16 protein-coding genes are annotated in these 22,969 nt (G+C 50.4%); 4 read left to right on the plus strand and 12 right to left on the minus strand.

Annotated elements, in window-relative coordinates; genetic code table 11:
- Positions 1–21 precede the first annotated feature (21 nt).
- The 3 genes from LLG96_03960 (at position 22) to LLG96_03970 (ending at position 3,467) form a co-directional block, all read left to right on the plus strand.
- Complete coding sequence (locus tag LLG96_03960) at positions 22–1,203, plus strand: carbohydrate-binding family 9-like protein (protein ID MCE5249355.1); 1,182 nt, start codon at positions 22–24, stop codon at positions 1,201–1,203.
- Positions 1,204–1,227: 24 nt separating this feature from the next.
- Positions 1,228–2,409: a carbohydrate-binding family 9-like protein gene (locus tag LLG96_03965; GenBank protein MCE5249356.1), complete on the plus strand. Its 1,182-nt coding sequence runs from the start codon at positions 1,228–1,230 to the stop codon at positions 2,407–2,409.
- A 71-nt stretch (positions 2,410–2,480) separates the two neighbouring features.
- Entirely contained in the window at positions 2,481–3,467 is a 987-nt protein-coding gene (locus tag LLG96_03970) for a class A beta-lactamase-related serine hydrolase (GenBank protein ID MCE5249357.1), read from the plus strand.
- Positions 3,468–3,615: 148 nt separating this feature from the next.
- Here LLG96_03970 and LLG96_03975 read toward each other — a convergent pair whose 3' ends face one another.
- The 5 genes from LLG96_03975 to LLG96_03995 form a co-directional block, all read right to left on the minus strand.
- Positions 3,616–5,304, minus strand: coding sequence for a carboxypeptidase-like regulatory domain-containing protein (locus tag LLG96_03975; protein MCE5249358.1), 1,689 nt, complete (start codon positions 5,302–5,304; stop codon positions 3,616–3,618).
- Positions 5,305–5,696: 392 nt separating this feature from the next.
- Complete coding sequence (locus LLG96_03980) at positions 5,697–8,192, minus strand: FAD-dependent oxidoreductase (GenBank protein ID MCE5249359.1); 2,496 nt, start codon at positions 8,190–8,192, stop codon at positions 5,697–5,699.
- An 82-nt stretch (positions 8,193–8,274) separates the two neighbouring features.
- Complete coding sequence (locus tag LLG96_03985) at positions 8,275–8,586, minus strand: TIGR04076 family protein (GenBank protein MCE5249360.1); 312 nt, start codon at positions 8,584–8,586, stop codon at positions 8,275–8,277.
- A 191-nt stretch (positions 8,587–8,777) separates the two neighbouring features.
- Positions 8,778–10,139 carry a T9SS type A sorting domain-containing protein gene (locus tag LLG96_03990; GenBank protein ID MCE5249361.1) on the minus strand — a complete coding sequence of 454 codons (1,362 nt, stop codon included), beginning with the start codon at positions 10,137–10,139 and terminating at the stop codon, positions 8,778–8,780.
- A 36-nt stretch (positions 10,140–10,175) separates the two neighbouring features.
- Positions 10,176–11,459 carry a T9SS type A sorting domain-containing protein gene (locus LLG96_03995; GenBank protein MCE5249362.1) on the minus strand — a complete coding sequence of 428 codons (1,284 nt, stop codon included), beginning with the start codon at positions 11,457–11,459 and terminating at the stop codon, positions 10,176–10,178.
- Positions 11,460–11,792: 333 nt separating this feature from the next.
- Here LLG96_03995 and LLG96_04000 point away from each other — a divergent pair, with 333 nt between their 5' ends.
- Positions 11,793–13,277: a sulfatase gene (locus tag LLG96_04000; GenBank protein MCE5249363.1), complete on the plus strand. Its 1,485-nt coding sequence runs from the start codon at positions 11,793–11,795 to the stop codon at positions 13,275–13,277.
- Between the two features lie 481 nt (positions 13,278–13,758).
- On the opposite strand, the gene LLG96_04005 is transcribed toward LLG96_04000, so the two are convergent.
- The 7 genes from LLG96_04005 to LLG96_04035 all read right to left on the minus strand — a co-directional run bounded on the left by LLG96_04005 (position 13,759) and on the right by LLG96_04035 (position 22,611).
- Positions 13,759–14,619, minus strand: a complete 861-nt coding sequence (locus tag LLG96_04005) for a thiamine pyrophosphate-dependent enzyme (protein MCE5249364.1) — start codon at positions 14,617–14,619, stop codon at positions 13,759–13,761.
- Between the two features lie 13 nt (positions 14,620–14,632).
- Positions 14,633–16,351 (minus strand): 2-oxoacid:acceptor oxidoreductase subunit alpha, encoded by a 1,719-nt coding sequence (locus LLG96_04010; GenBank protein ID MCE5249365.1) that lies wholly within the window; start codon positions 16,349–16,351, stop codon positions 14,633–14,635.
- Positions 16,352–16,737: 386 nt separating this feature from the next.
- Positions 16,738–17,385 (minus strand): sigma-70 family RNA polymerase sigma factor, encoded by a 648-nt coding sequence (locus LLG96_04015; GenBank protein ID MCE5249366.1) that lies wholly within the window; start codon positions 17,383–17,385, stop codon positions 16,738–16,740.
- 90 nt (positions 17,386–17,475) lie between these two features.
- Positions 17,476–17,751 carry a hypothetical protein gene (locus LLG96_04020; protein ID MCE5249367.1) on the minus strand — a complete coding sequence of 92 codons (276 nt, stop codon included), beginning with the start codon at positions 17,749–17,751 and terminating at the stop codon, positions 17,476–17,478.
- A gap of 157 nt (positions 17,752–17,908) precedes the next feature.
- A complete protein-coding gene (locus tag LLG96_04025) occupies positions 17,909–18,265 on the minus strand; it encodes a response regulator (GenBank protein ID MCE5249368.1) in 357 nt (118 codons plus the stop codon).
- Between the two features lie 286 nt (positions 18,266–18,551).
- Positions 18,552–20,000: a sigma-54 dependent transcriptional regulator gene (locus LLG96_04030; protein MCE5249369.1), complete on the minus strand. Its 1,449-nt coding sequence runs from the start codon at positions 19,998–20,000 to the stop codon at positions 18,552–18,554.
- Positions 19,981–22,611 (minus strand): PAS domain S-box protein, encoded by a 2,631-nt coding sequence (locus LLG96_04035; GenBank protein ID MCE5249370.1) that lies wholly within the window; start codon positions 22,609–22,611, stop codon positions 19,981–19,983. The genes LLG96_04030 and LLG96_04035 overlap by 20 nt, the downstream gene beginning before the upstream one ends.
- Positions 22,612–22,969: the final 358 nt, after the last annotated feature.

The following is a 22,969-nucleotide window of genomic DNA, read 5'->3' on the forward strand; positions in this document are numbered from 1 at the left end:
AATAGACCGGGGAGGCTGGTAATGGTTAACGGATTCCGCAGCATGGTTGCGCAGCTCCGATTTCAGGAGATGATAAAGGGTATGTTTTTGCTCGCTGTGATCTGTTGTCCGGAAATGCTGTATGTCCACGCTGCCGAAGCACAGGGCTGGGACGATTTCACCCGCATGCGGTTCATCGTGCCGAGGGGATACGTGTGCTACCGTGCGACAAAACCGGTGGTGATCGACGGCAAACTCGATGAAGAGGCATGGACATACATTCCCTGGACCGAGTATTTCGGCGATATCGAGGGCGATGCAAAACCGAGGCCGCGGTTCCGCACACAGGCGAAAATGCTCTGGGACGACACCTATTTCTACGTGGGCGCATTCATCGAGGATACCCATGTCTGGGCGACGCTCACCAAACACGATGCGGTTATATTTTACGACAACGACTTTGAGATATTCATCGATCCCGACAGCGACAACCACGAGTACTACGAAATCGAAATCAACGCCCTCAACACAGAATGGGACCTCTTTCTTAAGCGGCCGTACAAGGATTTCAGTCCCGGCATGGGTGCCGATAATGGCTGGGAAATCCCCGGTCTCAAGACCGCGGTTCATGTCTACGGCACACTCAACGACCCGAAGGATGAGGATCAGGGATGGTCGGTCGAGTTTGCGCTGCCGTGGGCAGTGCTCAAGGAATTTGCCCATAAACCGGCGCCGCCTCGTGATGGCGACCAGTGGCGCGTGAACTTTTCACGGGTCGAGTATCTTCCCGAAATCATCCTTACCACGAATGTCCGGAAAACGGAAAAGAGTTTCCTCACGAAAGCGGATGGAACGCGGTGCGAAAACTGGATATGGTCGCCCCAGGGCATCATCAATATGCATTGTCCGGAAAAATGGGGATATGTCCAGTTCTCGACCGGTATTCCCGGAACGGTTGAGTTCCGGCCCGACCCGACTGAACCCGCCCGGATGATCCTCCATGAAATCTATTATGCACAACGCGATTTTTTCAGGAAAAACAACCGGTGGGCAACGACGATCGATGATCTCGGTCTCGCTGTTCCGACACACAAGAGCGTGGTCAAGGCGCCGGTCATCAAACGGTCCGGCGACGGATACACTGCCACACTTACGGTCAAACTGCCGGACGGCAGCCAGAAAACCGTGAGCATAGACCAGTTTTCAAAAGTAACCGTCGAATAACAGATACAACGGAGGCTGTAAACGATGAAATGTCAAAAAGCACAGGAGCGACCGGTACTTATGCCCGGGTTGAAAACCACCAGCGTCTGTTTCATGGTATGCGCCATTATTGTATCTGCCTGTGCAGCATATGCCCAGGTACCCGACCGTGCACGGTGGCAGCATATGAGAACAGTAGACCAGGAGCAGTACATCTGTTATCGAACCGCCGGCGGCATCGAGCTCGATGGCAGGCTCGACGAAACGTCCTGGAAACAGGCGCCGTGGACAAACTATTTTACCGATATCGAGGGGGGGCTTCAGCCGATCCCGCGGTTCAGGACACGGGCGAAGATGCTCTGGGACAACTACTACTTCTATTTCGGAGTCGAGATCGAGGAACCGCACGTCTGGGGAACGCTCCTTTACCGTGACCAGATTATCTGCAACGACAACGACATCGAGGTTTTCATCGACCCGAACGGAGACAACCAGGAATACTACGAGCTCGAAATGAACGTGCTCAACGTCGCGTGGGACCTTTTCCTGAAAAAAGCGTACCGTGACGGCGGCCCGGCGGATTGTTCGTGGAATATCGCTGGTCTCAGGACAGCGGTATTTGTAGACGGCACGATCAACGACCCCCGTGACACCGACCGGGGATGGTCTATCGAGATAGCCATGCCATGGACAACGCTCGAACAATACGCACACCGTCCCTGCCCGCCCCGTAACGGCGACCAGTGGAGAGTCAATTTTTCGCGGGTCGAATGGCCCTTCGAGATCGTAACCGCCGACTTGACACCGCAGGATGTACCGAACAACGCCTACAAGCGTACCAGACGGGAAGGCCCCATCGCCTGTGACAACTGGACATGGTCGGATCAGGGTGTCTGCAACATGCACTGCCCGGAAATGTTCGGGTATGTCCAGTTTTCCACAGCACCCATGGGAACGGATACGTTTCGTCCGGACCCGACTATATCTGCGCGTCGTGTGCTGCTCGATATCTATTATGCACAGCGCGATTTTTACGGTAAAAATAAACGGTGGGCAGCAACCCTCAAGGAGCTCGGCTACACCTTTGCGCGTCAGGAAAGCCTCGATGGTCCGCCGGTAATGGAGACGACCGGCGACGGGTGGCATGCCCGGGTGACAACGACTGTTCCCGGCGGGTCGAAGAGGACGGTACACATATACCAGGACTCGAAGATAGTGGAGGAATAACAGTCGAAGCACTACGACAGCCATAATTTTTCACGGAAAAAGCGTAAACGAATAATGCCGGAGTTACCAGTATGGACAGCAACAGCACACGTCGCTCCTTTATCGTGAATTCAACGGTTGGCCTGACAGGCTTGGGGTATATATCATCAGGCATGACCCCGACCGATGCACATGCCGCCGCCGCACAAAAAACACGTATGAAACCCGACCGTAAGCTGACCGAAAAGATCGAAAATCTCATCAAGCCGTTTCGCGGCGATGTGGGAGTCTATGTTCACCACCTGCCGAGCGGGAGAACGGCGGAGCACCGCGCCGATGAGCTCTTTCCCACAGCCAGCCTCATTAAGGTTTCGATCATGCTCGCCCTTTTCGACCGCATGAACCGCGGAGAACTCTCGTTCCATCAGGTGCTTGAATATGACGGGACGTATACATACAAAGGTATGAACGAGGATATCCTCGCCTGTTTCAAGATTGGCGAAAAAATCAGGCTCAGCAAGCTCATCATGCTCATGATCACCATCAGCGACAATTCCGCCTCCATCTGGTGCCAGGAGCTCGCCGGTTCGGGAATGAATATCAACCGTGTGCTCGAAGAAAACGGCTTCGGATCGCTACGGATCAATGCCCGCACACCGGGAAGAGAGGACGCCTACGAGCAGTACGGCTGGGGACAGACATCACCGCGCGAGCTGTGTGATCTCTTCGTCAGAATCCGCAGGAACGATATCATAAGCCCCTCTGCGTGTGAGGCGATGTACCGAATACTCACCCGCATTTACTGGAACGGCGAGGCGCTCTCGCAGATACCGCCGTATGTGCAGGCCGCATCGAAACAGGGGGCGTTGAACCGGTCGCGATCCGAGGTTGTGCTCGTCAATGCGCCATCCGGTGATTATGTGTTCTGTGTCATCACCAAGAACCAGGAAGACCAGAGCTGGGAAGAGACCAACGAGGGTTTTGTGCTCTTGCGGGATATATCGAGGCTCCTCTGGCGGCATTTCGAGCCTGATTACGGCTGGGAACCTGCACCCCCGGTCGATGTGCTCAACCGGTGAAATACGGATCCATTCGTATAATTCAACAGAATCCGGTTTTATGGTTTCGGAACTCGACGTAACAGCATAAAAAGATGGCTGGGTCAGAACACCCAGCCATCTTGATTTTTCGGTTTGAAGAATAATATATCAGGGTTATTGCCGCCTGTTAAGGAATTGTATAGCCCGTTACCTCGTCAACAGTAATATCGGAGACCACCATATCGATTGTCCGGGTCGATTCTTTCTTGATCATTCCTACACCGGCAGCGAACCATCGCTGGGAAGCAAGCACCGTCGTTTCGGTTATGTAGCTGTTGGTGATGAGCGAGTAGTGCTTTTCGGTTTTCGTGAATGTCAGCAGGATTTTAGCGCAATCGGAGAATGTTCCCGCCGCGACCGTCACCGCTTCTTTTCCGAGGTATGTTCCCTTACAGGTGATAAGCGTGTTCTCGTCATACTGGTATGAAAACACATCCCAGGATGCCTGCGCCGAAACGCCGAATTTATAGAAGGGGAAAGTACCTCCTTCGTCCGCGGCGTTTGCAGCTGCTTTAAACCAGATATATGAATCGTCATCGTAATGGAAATAGACAACATTTTCGGAAGTTTCATACCTGACGAACGGATCGTTCCAGTCGTTTGAAATGTCCATGAGGACGAAATCTTTACCGTCAAAGGGGCTCGAGATCGACATCGTCACATGGTACGTATCATCGTATAAGAGGTCGCCGTCGGCATTCTTGATGACAGACTTCCAGTTCCATGTAGCGTCCTTTGTAGTCGGGAAATAGGTACCGCCGGTAGTTCCGCCGCCACCACCGCTTTCGGTTTTTCCGACTATTGCCGTTGTCGCTGAGAAATCATCTCCATTGACTGTAACGGTTATATATGCGGGTGTGAACGTATAACCCGATTTTGAAGGAGTGAGGGTATAGGTTCCGTTGGGGACTTCGATTATCAGATATTCGCCATCGGAATCGGTATATGTTTCGAGCTTCTCGCCGGAAACGGTAATGCTTACCAGGACGTTCTGGAGCGGTTTGCCGGTGGAATCCGTGATATATCCCGAGACATTGTATGTTCCGCTTCCGCCGCCGCCGGTATTGTCGCCTCCGCTCGGACCGCCGGGAATATTGTAATAAATCACCTCGTCGGTAGAGGTATAATCATAGGAAAGTTTGCCGTCTTCATAATCCGTGTATTTATCAATGGTTTTGACGGGACCTATGCCCTGAGCGAAATAGGTGGTGCTGATCTCGTCATAGCTCCCTTTTCCCCACTCTGATGTGTATTCTGTCTTCATGGTACTTTCGAATACAGCGCAGTTCTTAAACGTTCCGGAAGGAACGGTTACGTCTTTGAGGCCGATATACTTTCCGGTCCAGTTTATGGTTGCAGAATATCCCTCTTCGGACATGGTATCGGAAAAAATTGTCCATGTCTGGCCGACAGATTTGTTGAAATTATATAACGGGATTTCGGTACTCCCGAGATTGAACTGTTGGGCATGAGCTTTTTCGAGGTATTCACCCTCCGCGTATGAATACATGATGTTATTTGACAGGCGGAACAGATTGTCTGAACTATCTTCATTCATGACCCAGTATGTTTTCCCGTCCCGTGTCGTTGTGCCGGTCAATACATCGGTATAGGTGTAGGAATAACCTGATTCATCGGTGCTTTGCCATTTCCATGTGGCGTTTTTCACCAGCGGAATGTAGTTTTCCGCTTTGAGCGACCCACCTGTTCCGCCGCCGTTATCGACCTCGTCATCGTTTTTGCTGCTGTCACTGGTCAGACACCCGACGGCAAAGACCATGGAAACGATCAAGAGCAGTGCAAGGATCTTTTTCACATGTAGCTCCTTTCGTGAAAATGAAACAGTACAAATGGTGATAATAACGAATATAAATTATAATTAAAATATACAAATGAACATATATTCTAAATGCTTTAAACCGCAAAACCGTTCAATCAGAGGCACGAATGAAACTGAATATAGAAGGATTAAAATGTTTGGGGAGTAAAAAACAATTCAATGAACAACTTATATATGTATCAGGAAAAAATATTAGTAATCATTATTTAAAGTATAACATTGAAACTTGAAATATCAAAGAGAAAAAATATCCCGGTTATATATTTTTATCAGTTAACAATCGGCTCCAACTTTGCAGCGTCAGAACGGCAGCACGGCGAGTCACCGTATTCTCGTTAAGACAAAGGAAATCTTAATCGGAAAATACATTACCGTATACCGGATAATATGAACCGTCGGGCAACCACCTTGTACAGTATCTGCGCCGCTGTGCCACGGCTTATATTGTCATGCTGACCTCCGGGAGCAGCTGCTTGTATATCAGGAACAACCGATGCGAGCATCGATGAAAATTCTTCTGTCGATATCGGCATGTCAGGCTCGAATATACTTCCCCCGATCCATCCGAGCGCGCCTTTTTGTTCCAGAAACGAGAGCGCCTCGATCAGGCTGCGGTTATCGAACGACACATCGGTGAACCGGATGGTGCATATGCCGTCTTTGCGCGGCTCCGGAGCCATGCGGGCGAGAGCGAGCGCCGCTTCCGCGCGGCTGAGCGGTGCATCCGGCTCGAACCGGGGACCGTGAGGTTCCATAATTTCGAGGAGGCATGCCCACTGAACAGATTCGAAATTTCCGGTATCCCAGCCGCAGTCCTCGTTCCAGAACAGAGGCACATGACGGCGGATCAGCTCATGCTGGAGTTGTCTGAGCCGCTGTTCCGCTTCTCCCGGAGTTGCGCCCGGCGCCTCGACCCAGAAGTCGCGGGGCTGGCAGTTCCATTTCAGACAGAGGGCGGCAGCGGCTCCGGCAGCCTGGCCGATCTGGAATTCAACGGGATGGAGACGGTACGTGGATGCCGCGATCCGCGAAAGGCCAATGTTTTTTGCCGCCGCAAGGAGACCGTCGGTTTTCTCCGGTACGAGCGAGCCGAACGGTATCTGGAACCGGCCGGTCGAGTTCTCTCCGCCCCAGCTTCCGTCCTCGAACTGGACATGCTTGAACTGAACGTCGATTTTCTTGTCGGTGTGAAGATCGCAGCGGTGGATGTCGAGGAAATAGTGCCCGATACCGACCGTGTCGTGGAACAGTTTCGCGCGTCCGGTCCGTGGTCCCATAAGTTCCTGCTGACGGACGGTATAGAGCGCTTTCACACGCCGTGATTCACGGATGTAGGGGTACATGCTCAGCCCGTCCTCCGTGCCCATGACATCGGGGCGGTATTTCAGGTTTGCCCACCCGCGGTTTTTACCGGTGACCGGGTCGACCGACCAGTTTTCCTCCTTCGATGGATCGAGTTTCGGGTCGCCCGGGTCCCTTGGCGCTTCATACCAGAGCCAGAACATGAATCCGAGAGACAGTTCACGCGCCCGCTGAAGAACTTCTGCGCATTCCTCCGGAGTGACATCGATGATGGTTTCGCCGGCGTAATCGTTGCTGATCCAGTTGACCTCAATGATATCGCCTGCGGCGGGACGGTTGTGCTGCCAGTTCGGGATGAAATAGAGGGGGTCTTTTTCAGGATCGAACGCCGTTTTCCAAGAGCCGTCGATAAAGCGCGGGAAAAGATCGGCCTTGATGTCGGGATTCAGAAGCCGCGCATCGAGCATACGGCGATAGGTCCAGAACGAGGGTATCCATGGCAGGATATCCTTACTGCCGGTTCTGCGGTTTTTTTCCCAAACCTTTGCACGGGCGTAATCGTTCCATCGTGTCATGAGAAACCAGCGGTCGCTGTCAACCATGGTGAACCGGTAACGGTTACGCTCGTAGCTTGCGGGACGGTTTTCCCATGGGAGACGGTTGTCCTCGCCCTCCGGGCGCCACTCGACTGCGAACGGATAGGTGAACGCCTGCGTGCAGTGAGGAAGCGGCTCGGGATAGAGAACGTTTCCTTTCTCGTCGAACAGCGAGGGCTCGTTCGTATCGGTCGATGCCTCGATTCCCACGCGGTAGGGTGTTCCCGAGAGCGGGAAGAGGTCTCCCAGTTCGGTCGCATCGAGGGTAATGGAGGCTCTGATGACAGTCTCTCCGCCTTTCTTGGTATCACGTACTCTCACCGCCGTTACACGGTCGCCGTCCTTAATCACCGCAACCGGGACTGTGTTGTACATGACAGTAAGCAGGCCGCTTGAGAGATATGGTTTGAGCATCGCATCGATTGCCCTGACTCCGTCCTCCGGAAGGAAACTCATACGCGAGTCCCATGCGTTCCCCGGCGAGAATTTCGTACCCCGTATCCACTCTATCTCGGCTTTTCGCGCTGCTGTTTCTCCGGCGCCTGTCCGCCCGGTTTTTTCGGCTGTTTCAAGGGCCTTCGGCCTGTAAAGGTCGCGAACAGTCTCGTGAAACCGGAAATAGAGCTCGGAAGCGGCTTCATAATAGCGGCCCTGCTCCACAAGACCGTTGTCGTCCGAGGCGGTCACTCCCTGCGAGGTATACTGTCCGCCGAGCCATGATGTCTCCTCGGTAATGATGATCCTTTTTATTCCGCATTCATCTGCCATGTCGCAGGCCTGAAGCGCCGCAGCGACACCACCGGTACCTCCGCCGGCGATCAGGATATCGCATGTTTCACCTGACGGTTTCGTTCCGTTTCCGCCGGAACAGGAAATACCGGCGAAGACAAGGAGAGCGGCTGTAATGACAATACCCGGAATGATATGCTTTTTCACGAAACAGAGATTTTTATTTCTGCTACCCATGCCTGGTCCCTTCAGTTAAAGCAAATAGAAACGTAAACATCACATCTGTAAGATATGCATGCGGGAATTAAGCCCGGATTGTTCACTCCTCGATACGTTCAAGGCAGAAAACGACCGGTCTGAAACCATCGGTGCAGCAGGCCAGCACTTTCCCTTTTTCGTTCATCCAGTGATAGTCGGCGCCAGCCCTAAGACCGCTCATATACCGCGCAAGGTCCACAAACGCAAAGGTGCAGAAGCCTTCGGGCACAGTGGTCATGTCGGTGACAAATTCCTGTCCCTCTGAAAACACCTCGCAAACCGGGGCGAGATCAGTCGAACAGGGAAGATTCGAGCCGGAATGAATCTCATTGAAATCGAGACGTTTGACGACGGTGATTTTTACCTTGTTCATGCCGCAGTCCTTTTTAGTAAATCTGTTCAACAGAGAGAAACAATATTAATCATGAATATAAATGTCATATAATCTGTAAGAAATTTCAAGTATTTGTTTTAGAATACGGTTGTGGAGTATACAATAAAAAGGGTGTCCGATAGTACCGGACACCCTTCGGGAGCTTTACAGGCAGGTGTTGCGGGTAAAGCTTATTTCATGAGTATCATCTTGCTGGTTTCAGCAGCACCGTTCATTTCGAGCCTCGAAAAATATATACCGGCCGAAACCTGAATGCCCGCATCATCACAGCCGTTCCAGACAACCGAATGAATACCGGAACTCATGGACCCTGAAACAAGGGTACGAATTTTCTGACCCGCTGCGTTGTAGACGGAAAGCGTTACCTGTCCGGCATCGTGCAGCGAGAATTCAATGGTCGTCGAGGGATTGAACGGATTCGGGTAGTTGCCTTTCAGGGCAAAGTCCACCGGAGCATTATCCTCGACATCCAGCTGCAATTCTTCCTCCGCAAACTCGAAATCGAGAATGCGCAGTTCAGAGGTGTCTTTGTTTCGAAGAATGTAACATATCTGCCTGCCGTCCGGAGACCAGCACCCATAGTAATTCCAGTAAGGACAATCAGGGAGCAGTGTGGTCACTTCCCCCGTTTCGACATTGTAGACACAGAGCTGGGCGAACTGGTCCGGATAAGGTCCGTAATTGGTACCCCCATAATTTTTCAGCCACCAGTTCGTATATAAAATCCATTTCCCGTCAGGAGAATATACCGGATATAACGGCGATCCCTGCGATACGAGCAGCACGGGAGCGCCACCGTCGAATGGAATCTTGTAAAGTGCCCACTCGTCATCGATATCGGTGTCCTCTTTTTCATAGAGCGATGTAAGAAAGTGTGTATTGTCATGGCTGATACTTGAAATCCCAAATCCGAACCGGGGCCATGCATCTCCCGGAAACGTGCTGGCATATACTTCGCTGCCGGTGTCATATTCCACCACTCTGAATTCAAATTCATCCTGATTCTCTATCACCGGCCTGTCCGTCATGTCGATATAAACCATATACCGCCCGTCATTGTTCCAATACCCGAGATTTGAGTTTTTCCCCAGGATAACACGTTTTTCGCCGGTGGTGATATTGATGCCTTCTATGGTAAATTCCTGTCTGCGATCATCCCCATCGAACACATCGAACATTTTTGTGAAGGTTACTTCGCTGCTGTCGTATGTAAAATCCGGCCAGCCGAAACAACCAGTGTAAATCCCCTGTGCGGGATCGTTTTTCGTAAGGTTGATCGCGGTGCCTTCCTCGGTGGGGACAATCCAGATATCGCTTGTGGAGGCATCCTGTTCTGCGTGAATAATGATACTTTTCCCCTGCACCGCCATCGCAATCCATTTGCCATCGGGAGACCAGTCAATTGCGGTAACGGATTTGAAGCTATTCCCGCCGGTGGATACGGGAGTTCCGTACTTGTCCGCCAGAGCGAATCCGGTGAGGACCGCAACAATGATTACGACGGAAAGCATACATATAGTGACCGGTTTCATACACTGCCTCCTTTTAAAAAAAAGTAGTCAGAGAATTCATTTCACGAGTATCATTCTTCCGGTCGCTGTCTGCCCGTTCATTTCGAGCCTCGAAAAATATACGCCGGCGGAAACAGGGGCACCCGTATTGTCACGGCCGTTCCAGACTACAGAATGAACGCCGGTATTCACCATACCGGACACGAGGTCACGGATTTTCTGGCCGGCCGCATTGTAGACTGTAAGGTTGACCTGTCCGGCATCGGGCAGCGAAAATTCGATGGTCGTTGTCGGGTTGAACGGGTTCGGGTAATTACCGCGAAGTGCGAACGGCATAGGTGATTGTTCATCGACACCGAGCTGAAGGCCATCGTCGACCGGAGTATAAAATTCAAAATTACGGATATAGAGTTCATACTCCCCGTTTTTATCGAGAATATAGCAGATTTTACTTCCATCCGGGGACCAGCTTCCACAGAGGCTGCCATAGGGATTGTCCGGAAGGAGATTCGTTGATTCACCCGTTTCGGTGTTAAAGACATACATGTCGCGGGCGGGCAGGTTCCGTGCAGTGTCCATGTCGGTATAGTCATGACGTGTGTACAGTATCCACTTACTGTCGGGCGAATACTTCGGATACCACGGATCAGCGTCGTTAAGTATCATTTCCGGCGCTCGTCCATCAAAAAAAATCCTGTAGAATGCATGCATATTACTTGCATCCCTGTTTTCCGAAGGCTCAATGAGTGTGGTCACGAAATTGGTATTATCGGGGCTGATTGACGAATGACCAAAATTAAAAATCGGCTCTCCGTTATGAAAATCGATACCGAGGTTTATGGGACTTTGAGTTCCGAAATCGTATACTGCATAGGTCATGTTCTCTTTTTTTTCCGGATCGGGCCAGTAAATATAAACGAACAGGGAACCATCCTGTGACAGTGTACCGGCGAATGCCTCGTTCATGAACGTCATGCGTTTTTCGGAATCGATGTCGATACTTTCTATTTTGCATCGCGCCTGTTTCGTTTCCGAATCGACGATCATCCTTGAATATGTGACTGCGCTCCCATCAGGGGTAAATTCCGGAACACTGCAACGATCGTCGATATCGGCAGTGAGATTTTTCATTTCGCCGGTTTCGGTAGAAACGATCCATATATCCTCATCCCCCCCGAATGCAATCCATTTCCCGTCTGGCGACCAGTCTGTTTTCCACAAAGTAACATTCTCGGTCGTCCCGAACCGGAGCGGAACCATGGTGCCATAGTCGAGCGAAAAAACAGGGGCGGCGATCATCATGACCGCGAGGAGCAGAATACACGATTTAACAGTTTTCAAGGTTTTTCTCCTTTGCATTGAAAGTGTGACTGCTGTTATACCGATTAAAATCATTCGTCCGGAATTGAAAACCACTGAATGGGTATTTGTGCATCTTCTATTAAGGGAAATCTACCATAGTAAATTATTTTTGTCAAGTGATTTTTTCCTAAAAAATTTTATCAAAACAATACATTCGTTGACAAACGCCCCCCGGTGCAATATGTTCAAAACATACGGGGATATGTAATTCGATTTACGATTTACGATTTCAGATTTACAAATTCTTAAAATTCGCAATGTGAATGGTCTGTTTTCATATCAATCCTGATTCCTCATGACAGGAGAATACGCATGAACAGTCATCATGGTTCGAGCCCGGGGAACACGTTCAGCCGGAGAAATTTCATGAAAGTCGCCGGAGCGGCTGCTGCTGCCTCGCCGCTTGTCGCGGGAGCACAATCCTCACGGCGGAACATCGTTTTCGTTCTCATCGACGATCTCAGGTATGATGCCATGGGATTCATGGGACATCCTGTGCTCAGGACACCCCACATTGATCGTCTGGCAGGGAACGGCGTCCATCTCAAAAATGCTTTCGTGACTACATCCCTCTGCTCGCCGAGCAGGGCGTCGATCCTCACCGGTCTCTATGCGCACGAGCACCAGATTCTCGATAATTCAACCCGTCTGCCCGATTCGACGATCACCTTTCCGAAACTGCTCCAGAAAGCTGGCTACACGACCGGATTTACCGGGAAATGGCATATGGGCGGCGAGACCGATGAGCCCCGGCCCGGGTTCAACCGCTGGGTGTCGTTCAGGGGACAGGGAGTGTACGAAAACCCGACCTTCAACATCGACGGACAGCAGGTGAAACGCGAGGGATATGTTACCGACCTCATAACCGATTATTCGGTGGACTTCATCAAACAGAACAGGAACCGCCCGTTTTTCCTCTACATGTCGCACAAGGCGGTGCATGCAAGCTTTGTCCCGGCGCCCCGTCACAAAGGGAAATACAACGGCGTTACAGTCCCCAAGCCGGCTTCGTTTTACAACACCGAGGAAAACTACCGGGGGAAGCCCGACTGGGTCCGCCGTCAACGCAAGAGCTGGCACGGTGTCGACGGGATGTACAACCATACGACCGATTTCGACCAGTTTTACCGGGATTACTGCGAGACGGTGCTCGGGGTGGACGACAGCATCGGCCGTCTCATGGAAACGCTCGAAGAGGCCGGGCTTGCGGACGACACCCTCGTCATCTTCATGGGCGACAACGGATTCCTGTTCGGCGAGCACGGGCTCATCGACAAGCGGTGCATGTACGAGCCTTCCATGCGCGTTCCCATGCTGGCGCACTGTCCCGCGCTTACCGGGAAAAATTCAACCCGCACCGAGATGGTGCTCAATATCGATATTGGGCCGACAATCCTCGATGCCGCGGGGATTCAGATACCCCAGTCCATGCACGGACGGTCTTTTCTGCCGCTCATCCATGGCGAAAAACCGCAATGGCGCACCGAATTCCTCTACGAATACTTCTGGGAGCGCGCGTATGCCCAGACACCGACCGTGCTCGGCCTCAGAACGGACAGGTACGCGTACATGCGCCATCAGGGAGTCTGGGATGTGTATGAGCTGTACGATGTCGAGAAAGACCCCGACGAGATGGTCAATCTCCTCGGCCATGTTCGCGAAACTTCCGAGCCCAACGACGTGCTCACCCTGCTCAAAGAGCCGGAGCTCAGGAATCTCGTGAACGACCTCGAAAAGAGAATGTTCGGTATCATCAGGGAAACAGGAGGCCGTATCGATCCGACATGGAAGGGGTAAAGACAGGCATAAGGCATAAGGCACAAGGGAAAAATACATCGGCTCCCGCTGCGATTTTCGCAGGAAGCTATGCTCAGTCCCGTGTTTGACTTTCCTTCAATTTCTTGGAACAGTACTGAGTAATTGGTATCAGCATACCCGTAATCATGAAAAGGAGAAAAATAACCAATAAGAGAAGGAACCCTAATAATCTCTCGGGCGCAGTAAGTATGAGGGACAAGAGAATCTGGATTCCGAGAAATAATGCCCCGCCTCCTATGATACTGAATAATACCAATCCTATCTGTGCATCAACATAATCTGACGACAATTTGCGTGTGAGGAACTGTGGTGTTTTCATGGTGATGACTCCTTTTCGGAAAGGACTCATGGGATTGCAGGCGTTGTGGATTTCGCCGGGCCGCCGTTTCGATGACAGCCGGTAAACTGGAGCAGTGCTTTTTTCCCGGATGTAGCCTGAATTTACCGGTTAACCACAAACTCACTGTTTCGAATCGATCAGTTCGCTGAGCTTTTCCATGTTGAGCTCGCGTTTTATGATGGGGCTGGCGCTGTCCTGGTAGACAGCAAGGCTTTCCTCGAATGTTGGCTTGTCCGGGTTTTCATACAGGATGCCGAGGGGAAGCCGCCCCTTTTCGGTCGCCCGTGTGAACGCCGCATTCCGGTCGTGGAAATCGTGGGAATCATCGAGATAATAGGTGTGTTCCCTGAACCATGCGAAGGTATTGATCTTGTTGAACGAAACGCAGGGGTGGAGAATATCGACGAGGGCGTAGCCTTTGTGGGTAATCGCCTTTTTGAGAATATCCACCGTCTTGTCCATGTCCCCGCTGAATGCCCGTGCAACGAACGAAGCATCGAGCGCCACCGCGACCGCGAGCGGATTGAACGGCTCGAGAATGACCCCGTTCACCTGAACCGGCGTGACAAACCCTCTCGGACTCGTGGGAGATGCCTGCCCCTTTGTGAGGCCGTATACCATGTTGTCGTGGACTATATTCGTGATATCGGGATTTCTCCGGATGGTGCTCATGAAGTGGTTGCCGCCCTCGCCGTACATGTCGCCGTCGCCGCTCTCAGCGATGACCGTAAGGCCGGGATTCGACGCTTTTATCCCAGTCGCGGGAGGAAGCGCCCTGCCGTGGAGGCCGTTGAACGTGTTGCATCTCAGGTAGTGCGGCATTTTCGCCGCCTGCCCGATACCGGATACCATGACGAGGTTGCGGGGTTCGATACCGAGTTCCGTCAGGGCTTTCATAATGGCGTTCCGTATTCCGAAATTGCCGCACCCGGGGCACCATGCCATATCCCTGACGCCGCTGTCAAATATATTCGTTTCCATGATTTCCCCCTTTTTATATAACTTCAAGAAGTCTCTTTTCGAGTTCCTCGACCGAAAACGGAAGACCGTCGTACTTGAGAATCCTGGTTGTAATGTCAATGTCCGCATGCAGTTTCAGCAGGCGGCCAAACTGCGATGTCGCGTTGTTTTCCACGATCACCCGTTTACGGGCGTGCTTGAAAAAACTGCCGGTACCGGGATGGAGCGGGTAGACCTGTTTGAAATAGAGCACCGCCATATCGTTACGACTTAACCGCTCGACCGCCTCGCGGACAATGGGGAAGGTCGAGCCCCAGCATATGACGACCGTCGAGGCGTCTTTTTTCCCGATAAGCTCGGGCGGAACCGCTTCATTGACAACCGCATCGAGTTTTTTGAGCCGTTTATCCATCATTCGGATTCGCATGTCGTGGTTTTCCGTGATATGGCCTTCCTCGTCATGCTCGTCGCTGTCAACCACGACAAGTCCCTTGCCCAGACCGGGAATCCCGCGGGGAGAGATACCGCTATCGGAAAAAGCGTACCGTTTGTACCCGGTGTCGGTTTCCACGATATGCCGGTCGATCTTTCCGTCGGATATATCGAGTTGAGGGATGTTATAGTAGGAATCGATGAAATACTGGTCGGTCAGCACAAAAACCGGAACCTGGTATTTGTCGGCGACAGCGAATGCCTTCCGGGTGAGATGGAACGCATCCTCGAGAGTGCCGGGCGCGAATAAAACCCGGGGAAATTCGCCGTGCCCCGCATAAAGTGCGAACTCGAGGTCGCCCTGTTCCGTCCGTGTCGGGAGGCCGGTTGCCGGTCCGGGGCGCTGGGCGAGATGGATAACCATCGGCGATTCGATGATACCGGCGAGGCTCAATCCTTCCGCCATGAGGGCGAATCCGCCTCCCGATGTGGTCACCAGGCCGCGCGCTCCCGCATACCATGCGCCGAGAGTCATGTTGATCGCCGCGATCTCGTCCTCCGCCTGCTCGACGATGATGCCGAATTCCTTCGAATGCTGGGCGAGAAATGTCAGGACCGGCGTTGAGGGAGTCATCGGGTATGACGACATGAAATTGCATCCGCCTGCAATCGCTCCCAGACCGACAGCTTCACCGCCATTGATGATGATATCGTCCTCAACACCGGCATCCCTCGTCAGCTCGATGGATACCGTCCCCGATGAGGTCAATCCATCCCCGAATTCATAACCTGCGTCAACAGCTTCGATGTTCTTTGCGACAACCTGCTCGCCTTTTTTCCCGAAACGATCCCTGAGATACTCTTCGATAGCTTTCCGGTCAATGTTGAAAAGCGCGGCGATTACACCGACGATGATAATATTCGAGTAGATGGCGCCGCCGATTTTCTGCGAAAGCCCGGAAAGCGGAATATCGACAATTCCGGGAATGTCATCGCCGCCGGGTGCGAGTTTTTCCTTTTCGCCGATTATGATTGTGCCGGGCGAAATACGTCGCCTGACATGGTCAAGGGCTTCCCGGCTCAGGGGGAACAGGAGGTCGATGGTGTCCAGATAAGCCTGAACTTTGTGTGAGGACACCCGGAGCTCGGTTGAATTGCTGCCGCCCCGGACACGCGACATATACTCTTTCGTGGAGAAAAGATTGTACCCGGTCTGTTTGAACAGGTGAGTAAGGAGCTGCTCGACCGTCTGCACTCCCTGGCCTGCGGCGCCGCAGAGGACAATGGTAATGTCGTCTTTTTTTACCGGAAATGATATCATAAACGACTCCTGTTGGTGATTGCACTTCGGTTATAGTATAAGATGCATGATTGTTTTCACGATCTTTTATGTTTCCGTCATCATGTACAGGAACATTAGAAATCATGAAAAAGATCATACTCGTATCGGTCATGAGTTCGGTTGCATCGCGGCATCCGTAATGATCCATATAGCTCCGTTCTCTGCCAATGGGAGAAAAGTATTCTGTCTCCGGCATTGCCTGCCAGGATAGTATAATAATAAGCGAAGTAAATGTATATATAAATAAAAAGAAGTGAAAAACGATGACAATACTGTTGAGCGGAAACGGTTATACCGGGAGATGGTTGCCTGATATTCACCGCATGGAATGCTCGTATTACCGCTTTGTCGCTCTGTCCCTTAGGTTAAATATACACGGGCTGTTCGACACCTTCATACCTCGGCAGCGGGACATTCCACTGGAAAAGCTCATCGCTGGGGGAATGCCCCTTGAGCTTCCGTTGCAGTCTCTTACGGGCTCTGCTTACCCGCGATTTAATCGTACCGACCTGGAGACCGGTAATTTCTGAAATCTGTTGATAACTCATACCGTCGATATCGCGGAGAATGAGAATTTCTTTATATTTCATATTTAAGGTATCGATGGCTTCCTGTACCTTCTCATCGAGAATTCTGAAAGCGGCTATCTGGTCAGGTTTCATATGGGGATCGGGGATATCGTATTTTACCTGATTGTCATTATCCGCATCGATGACGAGGTATTTCCACCGTTTTCTTCGCCTGAGCTCGCTTTTGGCAAGGTTTCCCGCAATAGTGAAAAGCCATGTTGAAAAATGCGCGATAGCCCTGTACTCACCGCACTTTGTGAATACCCGTAAAAACGTCTCCTGCACAATGTCTTCCGAAGTCTGGTAATCATTGGTGAAACGGAATACGAAATTAAGAAGGCGGTCTTTGTACCGGTTGACCAGTATATCGAAATGTTCGGCATTTCCGTCTCTGACACTGTACAGAATGTCTTTATCCGAAAACAGTGCAGTATCGTTTTTCATAGTACGCTCATTTTTTAATTGTTTAAAATGTGTATCTATTAGTAAAACAAGGATAATATGAAATAGTGATGCCTTATCGCTTACCGCCGGTTATTTCACTCTCAGCGGATAGGACGGTGTCGGGATAAGCGGGCAGTAGTATGTATAGTCGCCGCTCTTCAGTTCCACCTGCACGGACACTTTTTCTCCGGTTTTTATCATGCGAGTTATCGGTTTCTCACCTTCCCTCATCAAAACAAATCCCGCATCCTTGTTCGATTTATTTTCCACTTCAAACTGATAAGTCCCGGGATTGATGTCATAAATATCCCCGATTGTTTCAAAATATCCGGGATGCTCAATTACTCTGATCGTCCTGTTGTGCATGGTTTCCGCCTTACTGTATTGGACAACGTCTGCATCAGTCCCGCCGATGTTCCATGATCCTGTCTGTTACCGATAATTATCGTGATCCGCTGTTATTCGCTCCGAAATCATCAGTACTCTCTGCATGTTTTGCGGTGTGTTAACCCGCGTGCGCAGTTCAATCGTTCCCTATGGCATTTATAGCATTCATGAATATGTTGATTTCAAATGGTTTATGAAAAAAGGCATATGCTTTTTCCCTGATTTCTTTCATGGCCGTCGTTTCAAAGGGATATCCTGTCAGTATTATCACTTTTACCTGAGGGTCGTGCTCTTTGACAGTCCTGAACACATCGAGACCGGTCATCTCGGGCATGGAGAAATCCGATACGACGACATCGAAATTCCCCCTTTTATATGCCTCAACCGCTTCACGAGGATCAGAAAACGCCTGGTGAGGAAGCCCCAGAAGATCAAACGCGAAACTCATGATTTCAAGCGAACGGATATCATCGTCGATCACAAGAATGTTCATTGGTAACTCCGTCCTTTGAATCGAATAATGAAGCTTTATCCGGGATGCTTTATATTCATCATCTCCCGAACCTTTAAAGGGCCTTATGGCTGCTTGTATACTGTAAATTCGTGCCAATGTGCCCGTATCGTAAGTACAAACCGTGCAAATAAATTATTTTCAAGATGATAGATTATATTGTGAAAAAAGTATTTGGTGGGCGATATAATGCAGTGGCTCATTCCAGCCGGTTATAATGGGCCGATGGTTCATTTTAACCGGTGACGGGTGCGGTAATGCAGAAGATTCACAGAAGTTTCCTGAGCTTTCCGCGAAGAGCGCTCCGTGTCATGCCGAGGTAGGCTGCTGCTTTTGTTTTATTCCCTTCGAACATGGCAAGCGCTTTTTTGATAATGGTGTTTTCGAGGCTCTGAAGATCGAGACAATCCGCAGGGAGGCACAGTGTATCCGGATCGAGCAGTACACTATCGAGTTCGGGTGTTTTTTCCGTATCGGAGAGGAGAAACCGGATATGGTGCGGTCTGATTTCAATATCGTCATAGAGGATTACCACCCGTTCAATGGCATTCTGAAGCTCGCGGACATTACCGGGCCAGGAATGGTTTTCGAGAATTTTTACCGTTTCCTTCGATATAAACCTGAATCTACGCTTTTTTTCGCGGGCATACTGTTCGAGGAACATCTGCGCCAGAGGGGCTATGGCCTGTTTCCGCTCACGGAGCGGTGGGATAAACATTCTGCCCATGTTGAGACGGTAATAGAGATCCCGTCTGAACGAGTTTTCCTCGACAAGCCTTGCCAGGTCACGGTTGGTGGCGCAGATAAAGCGGACATCGAGTATGATTTTTTTGAATCCCCCGACACGGTACATTTCCCGTTCCTGGAGGCACCGTAACAGTTTGGGCTGGAGCTCGATCGGAAGATCGCCGATTTCATCGAGGAATATCGTGCCGCCCTGCGCCGATTCGAGTTTGCCCTTCATGCCCTCTTTCCGTGAACCGGTGAATGAACCGCCCTCGTACCCGAACAGCTCGCTTTCAAAAAGAGTAGGTGAAATAGCCGAACAGTTGATTGATACGAACGGTGCGGTCTCATCTCCTTTTCCATAATGTACCAGGCGGGCGACAACCTCTTTCCCGGTTCCGGTTTCACCCTCGATGAGCACCGGAACGGAACGGTCCCCGTGGAGTTGTTCCGCCATGGTCACGACATGACGCATTTCATCGGAAAAAACACCGATTCTGCCTATGCCGACGATCTCTGCATATGCCTCTCTCAGGCTGCTGAGCTTTGATACGGTTTCACGGGTTGCTTCCGCAACTTTTTCTTCAAACCGGTGTGTCAGCTCATTGTACTCATGCCGTAAGGACAGATGGTCGGCTATACGGTTGACGACGGCAGCGAGCTCGTCGACATTGACCGGCTTCTGGAGATAGTCATAGGCGCCGGCACGGAGAGCTTGAATCGCCGATTTCATGTCTCCGAACCCGGTAATGATGACGATAAGGGTATTCTGAGCCTCCCGAAGAGCTTTCAGGTTACGGAGGAACTCGAGTCCATCCATCTCCGGCATACGGATATCGGTCAGAACAAGGGGAACCGGATTGTTTTTAAAGAGATCGATAGCTTCCCGCGCGTTATCACACTGTAAAACCCGGTGTCCGAGTATATCCTCAAGAAAAACGGCCAGAGAGTCTCTGACAAGGGGTTCGTCGTCAACGAGCAGAATGTTCATTGTCCGGCCTCACAGTGTCAGGTGAAAGTGGAAAACGAACGGTGAAGGTTACACCCCCGTCAGAATTATTACATGCTTCGATCGATCCATTGTGCTCGTCAACAAATCGTTTCACTATGGCAAGCCCGAGACCTGTTCCTTCTCCCGGTTTACTCGTGGAATAGAACGGATCGTATATTTTTTCGCCGATTCCTTCGGGAAGACCGGTTCCGTTGTCGATAACTTCGAGCACCGCTTCCGTGTCGTTCTGACCGGTGGAAATTGTTATGGTTTTATCTTTCCGGCTGGTACTGTCAAGGGCATTCATGGCATTGGTAACCAGATTGATGACAATCTGTTCGAGATGAATGGGATTTCCTGAAACCATCAGATTCCGGTCGAACAGGGAAAGCACCGGTTTGATGCCATGCGCATGGAGCTGACGGTTGACGAGGGAAGCTGCTTTGTTCACGGCCTTGTTCATGTCGGTGGTTGTCTTTTCTATCTGATCGGTGGCTACCCAGAATGAGCGCATATGCCGGATAATGTCGCTGATACGGTCCACGCTTTCCGAAATTTTATTGAGCATGGTGATAAATGTTTCCGGCAGGATTCCTTCGTTATGCTTGTGCCAGAACAGGATGCTGTCCGCCGTTACCTTTATGGCGCTCAGGGGCTGGTTGATTTCATGGGTTATTCCGCCGGCGATCACACCGATGGAAGCGAGGCGCGATGCGCGCTCGACAATCTGAATCGCCTCGGTCTGCTTCTTTTCCGCCTCGATACGGGCATGGATATGATAGTGTCTTTTCAGGGTGCTTGCGATTATTTCGGTGATTGTTTTTAAAAGATCGAGTTTTTCCTGATGCCATGTGTATGGATGGTTCTGGCAGAAACAGATGGATGCCATGAGGTCCCCGGATATCTTCATCGGGAAATTGACAACCGAAAGGATATTTCGCTCGGCGAAGTACTTTTTTTCTTCCGCTGTCAGACCATCGAGATTCGAAACGATGATTGCCTGCCCTTCCTGCAGTAATTTCTGGAAATGGGGCGAAAAAGCCGGCCTGTCTTCTGCATACCGCATGGATTTGCCCTGTATCCGATAATGGAAGCTCAACGTATCATCGCTCCGGGAAAAGGGATTCCACATGCAGACATTATCGATTTCAAGCTCCGAGGAGATCATTTTCAGTATATCATTCATGCTTTCATGAAGAGAATCGGAGGAATTGAGGCTGAAGGCGACTGTGGCAAGCAAACGCTCGTTATTGAGCAAAACTTCCATTTTCGACCGTTCTTCACGGAGAGCCTGCTCGGTCTGTTTGAGGTCGGTGATGTCGATGATAATACCTCTCGCTCCGACAGGTTTGTTGTCCCGGATTATAGCGTTCGAATAGGTAATAATGTGAACCGGCGTGCCGTCTTTCTTTTTGATGGCATATTCACCGGGACCAGATCGCAGCCCTTTTATAACATCACCAAGGTTTTTCCGCGCTTTATCACGGTCTTCGAGGCTGATTATATCGAAAATGTTTATACCCTTTTTGAAATCATCGATGGAGTAACCGAAGATTTCGAAACCGCTCCTGTTAATAAAGGTCAGGTTACCGTTCATGTCGAATTCGACGACTGTCTGGGGCAGAAAATCCATGAGTTCCCTGTATACCTTCTCGCGTTCGTCGAGTTTTTCCTGAACCCTGATCCGCGCGGTAACGTCCACGAGTCCGAGGATAACTCCCTCAACTTTTCCCGAGATATCTATCACCGGTATCAGGGACCAGTCCCAGAATGTCATTCCCCGCTCGGGGTGTTCGGGGTACACGAAGGGTTTTGCGTACACTGTAAATATTTTGCCGGTCTCGATCACCCGTCTGAAAATTGCTTCGTTCTCTTGATTCGGGTATAAAGTGAAATGATTCTTACCATTGAAAAATTCCGGTGTTCTGCCATCCGCTTCGGCATAAGCGCGGTTGACCCGGATAAAGTTGAAATCCCTGTCCATGTATGCGATCATGAGATGGGTATTGGAAAATATTTTCTCCAGAAGCTCGTTGTTTTCGCGAAGCTTTTCTTCCGCAAAAAAACGGCTTATGATCTCCCGCTGGAGCTCTTTGTTGGATTTTTCCAGCTCGGATGTGCGTTCACTGACCCGTTTTTCGAGCTCCTCGCGGGCTTTTTCAAGCATTTCTTCGGTTTTTTTATGTTCGGTAATATCGATAAACTGAATGATATGAAAGCCCTTCTGCTCATCCATCGAGGGTATATTAAGCATGATACACCGGACAGTGTGTTTTCCGCCCGTTTTGCAGATGATACTATACTCATGGGTTCTTGCATGCTTTACCAACAGGGAATTATTACATTCTTCCCACGCTTTTTTCCGGTATTTTTCATCCGGAAAGAACTTCGGCAGCATTGTTTCGATATCGGGCAGCTCTTCGTGCATATAACCTGTCAGCTCAGCCATGGCCTGGTTATACCTGATAAGAGCCCCTTCAACGTCAACTATGAGCGTGGGAACGGGGCTTAAAGCATAAATATCCCAGAAAAAATCGGGATTATGGCCCTGAAGAGTTTTTTCGAGTTCCCTGACTTTTTCTTCAAGTGCCCTGTATGAAAGTTTACTCATGGTATTCCCCGGGTATCAATATCCGGTAATCGTATGAATTGTACCGGCCTTTTATAACATCGTAAAACGATTTCTACAAAAGTCTTATGGTAAATATAATGATAATAAAATAATTGTCAGGTAATATTTTTTAATTGGAGGTTCTCCCATTTTTTAAGAGAACCTTTTAAGATTATGCATTCTTTTGCACTCTCACCCGTCACGATGAAACGTAAAGAAAGGAACGTATCCCTTTGACAGTGAGTGGTTGCCTGAATACATATAGAATATTGATTTTATCTGGTGTATTCATACTTGTATCTGACTATATAAATTTTGTTAAAATTTCTTGACGATACAATAAAAGTATGTATATTAA

The organism is bacterium (assembly GCA_021372535.1).
GTDB lineage: Bacteria > Latescibacterota > Latescibacteria > Latescibacterales > Latescibacteraceae > JAFGMP01.